Here is a 5,197-nt window from a genome sequence, read left to right as displayed (position 1 = left end):
CGCTGGCCGTCGAGTAGCCGCTGCTGCTGATGGACGAGCCGCTGGCCATCCTTGACGCGCCGCACCAGAGTGACTGTGTGCAGATCGTTCGCGGGCTCATTGCCGACGATGGCGGCACCGTGGTGTCGGTGCTGCACGAGCTGAACATCGCGCTGCAGGCCGACCACGTCGTCGTCATGGACGCCGGGCGCATCGTCCACCAGGGCGCGCCGCACGAGGCCGCCACGCACGCGGCGCTGCAGCAGGTGTTCCAGCACCGTCTGTCCATTTTTCAGGTGCGGGACCGCTGGGTCGCGTTGAACGCATGACCGCAACCCTTTGCCCCGCGCTGATGGTCAGCGCCCCGGCCTCCGGCCAGGGCAAGACCAGCGTCACCGCCGCCATCGCCCGCCACGCGCGCAACGCCGGCAAGACAGTGCGCGTCTTCAAGACCGGCCCCGACTACCTGGACCCCATGGTGCTGGCGCGCGCCAGCGGCCAACCCGTCTACCAGCTCGATCTCTTCATGGGCGGGCTGGCGCATTGCCGCGCGCAGCTGGCGGCGGCGGCGACAGAGGCCGACCTGATCCTCGTCGAAGGCGTGATGGGCCTGTTCGACGGCGCGCCCAGCAGCGCCGACCTGGCCGAAGCCTTCGGCCTGCCCGTGCTGGCCGTCATCGACGCCAGCGGCATGGCGCAGACCTTTGCCGCGCTGGCGCTGGGCCTGCAGAGCTTGCGCGGCGAGCGCATCCGCCTGTGCGGCGTGGTTGCCAACCGTGTCGGCAGCGAAGGCCACGGCCGCATGGTGGCCGAAGGCCTGCCCGCCAACCTGCCGCTGGTCGCCGCGCTGCAGCGCCGGCAAGACCTGGCCCTGCCGGAACGCCACCTGGGCCTGGTGCAGGCGCTGGAACTGCCCGGGCTGGACGCGCAGCTGGACGCCTGGGCGCAGGCCTGGGGCGAGGCCTCGCGGGGCTTCGAGTTCGAGCCGGTGCGCTTCGCCGCTGAAGCAGAGCCCGCGCTGCCGGCCCTGCTGGCGGGCCGGCGCATCGGCGTGGCGCAAGACGCCGCCTTCTCCTTCATCTACCCCGCCAACCTCGACTGCCTGCGCGCACTGGGTGCCGAGGTCGCCACGTTCTCGCCCATCGCCGGCGAGCCGCTGCCGCCCTGCGACGCCCTGTGGCTGCCCGGCGGCTACCCCGAGCTGCATGCAGACGCCATGCGCGCCAACCCCACCTTCTTCGCCGGCCTGCGTGAACACCTGGCGTTGCACAAGCCCTTGCTGGCCGAGTGCGGCGGCATGCTGGCCCTGGCCGACACGCTGGTGGACGGCGACGGCCACGAGCATGCGATGGCCGGCCTGATGCCCGGCAGCGCGCGGCTGCACCAGCGCCTGGCCGCACTCGGCATGCAGAGCATGGATTGGCCCGAGGGCACGCTGCGCGGCCACAGCTTCCACTACTCGACCCTGGCCACGCCACTTGCGCCCATCGCCACGGCCAGCAACCCCAACGGTGGCAAGACCGCCGAGGCGCTCTACCAACAGGGCTCGCTGCGCGCGAGCTATCTGCATCACTACTTCCCGTCCAACCCTCAGGCCGTCGCGGCCTTCTTCTTGAACAAGGCCTGACCCCATGCTCGAACAAGGTTTCGCCCAGATCGCCCAGGCCCTGCTGTGGCCCGTGCTCATCCTCGTGGCCTGCAGCTTCGTCTACGCGCTGTGGGTGGCCGGCGCCACGCTGATGGAGGGCCTGCAGCGCCGCCGCCCGGGCTACCGTGCGCTGGCAGGCCATGCCGACAAGCCACTCGAAGAGATCGAGCTGCAGGTCGTGCACCAGCTGGAGCCGCTGCGCCTGCTGGGCCGTGTGAGCCCGCTGCTGGGCCTGATCGCGACGATGGTGCCGCTGGGCCCGGCGCTGCAAAGCGTGGCCGCCGGCCAGGGCCAGCAGGCGCTGGCGGTGTTCAGCAGCGCCTTTGCCGGCGTGGTGCTGGCGCTGGCCGCAGCGGCCGTGGGCCTGGTGGCGTATTCGATCAAGCGCCGCTGGCTGATGGCTGAACTCGTCGGCATCCGCGCTTCCAGAGGCGCGGCATGAAGCACCTGTCCATCCTCGGCGAGGAAGACGACGACCCGATGCTGTCGGCCGTCAACCTGGTGGACGTGTTCCTTGTGCTGGTGGTGGCGCTGCTGACGGCCGTGGCGCTGCAGCAGCAGGCCGCCGCCGACGAGAACGTCACCGTCATCAAGCGCCCTGGTGAGCCCGACATGGAGATCGTCGTGCGCGAGAAGGGCCAGGAGATCCGCTACAAGGGCAACGGCGGCAGCAGCGAGGGCCAGGGCGTGCGCGCCGGCGTGGCCTACAAGCTCAAGGACGGCAACATCATCTACGTGCCGGAAGCCTCCGGCGCCGCCGCCCCTTGAAGCGATTCCTGCTGGGCGCCGCCCTCGCGCTGGCCGCGCTTGCCGCGCAGGCCGCGAACCTGCTGTGGATCACGCTGGACGTGACGCCACAGACCCGCCACGCCCTGATCGAGCGCGAGGCGGCGGCGGCGGGCATGCAGCTCACGTCGCTGGACTACCCGCTGCGCACTGCGGCGCTGGACGACGCGCAGACCCGCGAGCTGCAACGTGCGCTCAAGGCGGCAGACAGCGTCTGGATCGACGCGCCGCACGCCAGCGTGCAGGCCAGGCTGCAAAGCCTGGTGGGCGAGGCCGTCACGCGCGCCGGCAAGCCCACCACGTGGATCCCGCCCGGCGAGCCGGCGGCCGGCGACCGCAGCCCGCGCGCCTACCTGCAGGCCGGCGGCGTGGCCAACACGCGCGCGGCCTTTGCGCTGCTGAAGGGCGCGGCCCCCGGCAGCCTGCCCGCACCGGCCCTGCTGCCGCAACGCGGCCTCTACCACCCCGACATGCCGGGCCCGCAACACCTGGTGGGCCACGCGCAAGACCTGGCAGGCCTGGCGGGCGGGCGCCCGGCTGTCGTGCTGCTGCTGCACCGCTACCACTTCGTGCAGGGCGCCACCGGCTGGGTCGACGACTGGCTGCGGCGCTTCGAGCGGCAGGGGTTGTTTGCCTACGTGGCGTTCAGCTCTCACCTGGCCGGCGAGTCGCTCGCACCGCTGCTGGAGCTGCCGGGGCTGCAAGGCGGCAAGCCGTTCGCGAGCGTCATCGTCAACCACGCGCTGCTGCCGCAGGCCGGCGCGCTGCAGCCGCTGTTCGCGCGCTGGGGCCTGCCGGTGCTGCAGACACTGCCCTGGCGCGCCGGCCCCGTCGCCGGCTGGGAGGCCAGCGAGACCGGCCTCGGGCAGAGCGACCTGCCCTTCTACTTCGCGCAACCGGAAGGTGCCGGCGCCATCGACCCGCTGCTGGTGGTGGCCCATGGCGAGCGCGGCCGCGAGCCGCGGCTCATCACGCGCCAGGCCGACGCCGTGGCGGCCAAGGCGCGCGGCCTGATCGCGCTGCAGACCAAGCCCGTGGCCGACAAGCGGCTGGTGGCCTTCGTCTACAACTACCCGCCGGGCGGCGACCATTTCGGCGCCAGCTTCCTGAACGTGCCGCGCAGCCTGCAGCGCGTGTCGCAAGGCCTGCTGAACGCCGGCTACCGCGTGCAACCGCTGGCTGAAGGCGAGTGGATCAGCCAGCTGAAGCCGCTGATCGCTGCCTACTACCCCGGCGCCGACCTGCGTGCGCTGCTGGCCGCCGACCAGGCCGCTGCGCTGCCGGTGGCGGACTACGAAGCCTGGTTCGCCACGCTGCCCGCGCCGTTGCGCCAGCGCATCCAGGCCCAGTGGGGCGCACCGGGCAGCAGCCGCTACGTCGTGGCGCACCAGGGCCGCCCGGTCTTCGTCATCCCGCAGCTGCAGCTCGGCCACTTGAGCGTGCTGCCGCAGCCGCCGCGCGAGGAGACGCTCAAGCGCGGCCAGGACCCCTTCATGCACAAGAGCAAGACGGCCCTGTCGCACCACTACCTGGCCACCTACCTGTGGGCACGCCGCCAGGCCGACGCGCTGATCCACTTCGGCACCCACGGCACGCAGGAATGGGCGCCCGGCAAGCTGCGCGCGCTGGACGTGATGGACGAGGCCCTGCTGCCGCTGGGCGACGTGCCGGTCATCTACCCCTACATCGTCGACAACCTCGGCGAGGCACTCACCGCCAAGCGCCGTGGCCGCGCCGTGATGGTGAGCCACCGCACGCCCAGCTTCGCGCCGGCCGGCTTCAATGCGCGCATGGCCCATATGCACGAGCTGATGCACGAATGGGAGACGGTGGACGCCGGCCCCACGCGCCAGGCGCTGGAGCGGCAGATGGTGGCGCAGTTCGTCGAGCACCAGCTGCACCGCGACCTGGGCTGGACGGCCGAGCGCATCGCGGCGGACTTCACCGGCTTCCTGGAGCTGCTGCACCCCTGGCTGGACCGTCTGGCGCAAAGCTCGCAGCCCCAGGGCCTGGCGGTGTTCGGCCAGGTGCCTGAGGTGGCCGCGCGCCACACGACCATCCTGCAGATGTTGCGCCAGCCGCTGATCGAAGCGCTGGGCGAGGACATTGACGAGGCCTTCCTGATCGACCATGCGCGCGTGGCCGGCTCGCGGCCCGGGCAGTGGCTGGACGTCGCGTTAAAGGACGCGCAGGCCGCCAGCGTGCTTGATCTGAGACCGCCCGAGCCCGAGGGCCATGTGCCCAACCGCGCCGCGCGCAAGGCCATCGACACGCCGGCGCTGTTGAAGCTGGCCGAGCGCGCACAGGAGCTGGAGCGCCGCCTGGCCACCGAGGGCGAGCTGCCCGGCCTGCTGGCCGCGCTGAACGGGCGCTTTCTGCCCGCGGCCTACGGCGGCGACCCGCTGCGCAACCCCGACAGCCTGCCCACCGGCCGCAACCTCGCCGGCCTGGACCCCAACCGCCTGCCGACCCAGCAGGCCTACGAAGTCGCCAAGACGCTGTTCGAGACCTGGTACGCCGAGCAGGCGAAGCAAGGGCAGGCGCCGCGCCGCCTGGCGCTCAGCCTGTGGGCCGGCGAGACGCTGCGCCACCAGGGCCTGATGGAGGCCCAGGCCCTGGCCGCTTTGGGCGTGGCGCCGGTGTGGGACGCCAGCGGCCGGCCCACCGGCGTGCGGCTGCTACCCGCCGCCGAGCTGCCCGCCGGCCGGCCGCGTGTGGACGTGCTGCTCAGCATCACCGGCTCCTACCGCGACCAGTTCCCCGCGCTGATGACGCTGCTGGACC

General features: G+C 72.3%; 5 protein-coding genes. All 5 read left to right on the top strand.

The features are described 5' to 3' along the window. Positions 1–29: 29 nt before the first annotated feature. Positions 30–308: a hypothetical protein gene (locus ACT6S0_RS26215; RefSeq protein WP_444766671.1), complete on the top strand. Its 279-nt coding sequence runs from the start codon at positions 30–32 to the stop codon at positions 306–308. After that, the gene (locus tag ACT6S0_RS26210; RefSeq protein WP_444766670.1) at positions 305–1,606 is read left to right on the top strand and encodes a cobyrinate a,c-diamide synthase; all 1,302 of its coding nucleotides are present in this window, start codon (positions 305–307) and stop codon (positions 1,604–1,606) included. The genes ACT6S0_RS26215 and ACT6S0_RS26210 overlap by 4 nt, the downstream gene beginning before the upstream one ends. Before the next feature lie 4 nt (positions 1,607–1,610). After that, positions 1,611–2,069 carry a hypothetical protein gene (locus tag ACT6S0_RS26205; protein ID WP_444766669.1) on the top strand — a complete coding sequence of 153 codons (459 nt, stop codon included), beginning with the start codon at positions 1,611–1,613 and terminating at the stop codon, positions 2,067–2,069. Further along, on the top strand, positions 2,066–2,395 hold the full coding sequence (locus ACT6S0_RS26200; protein ID WP_444766668.1) for a DUF2149 domain-containing protein: 330 nt from the start codon (positions 2,066–2,068) through the stop codon (positions 2,393–2,395). The genes ACT6S0_RS26205 and ACT6S0_RS26200 overlap by 4 nt, the downstream gene beginning before the upstream one ends. Then, on the top strand, positions 2,392–5,197 hold a 2,806-nt coding region (locus tag ACT6S0_RS26195), incomplete at its 3' end, for a cobaltochelatase subunit CobN (protein WP_444766667.1). The genes ACT6S0_RS26200 and ACT6S0_RS26195, both read left to right, overlap by 4 nt.

It is taken from the genome of Roseateles sp., assembly GCF_052436255.1.
In the GTDB taxonomy this organism is placed as follows: domain Bacteria; phylum Pseudomonadota; class Gammaproteobacteria; order Burkholderiales; family Burkholderiaceae_C; genus Pelomonas.
This window is presented reverse-complemented; position numbering and strand designations above follow the sequence as displayed.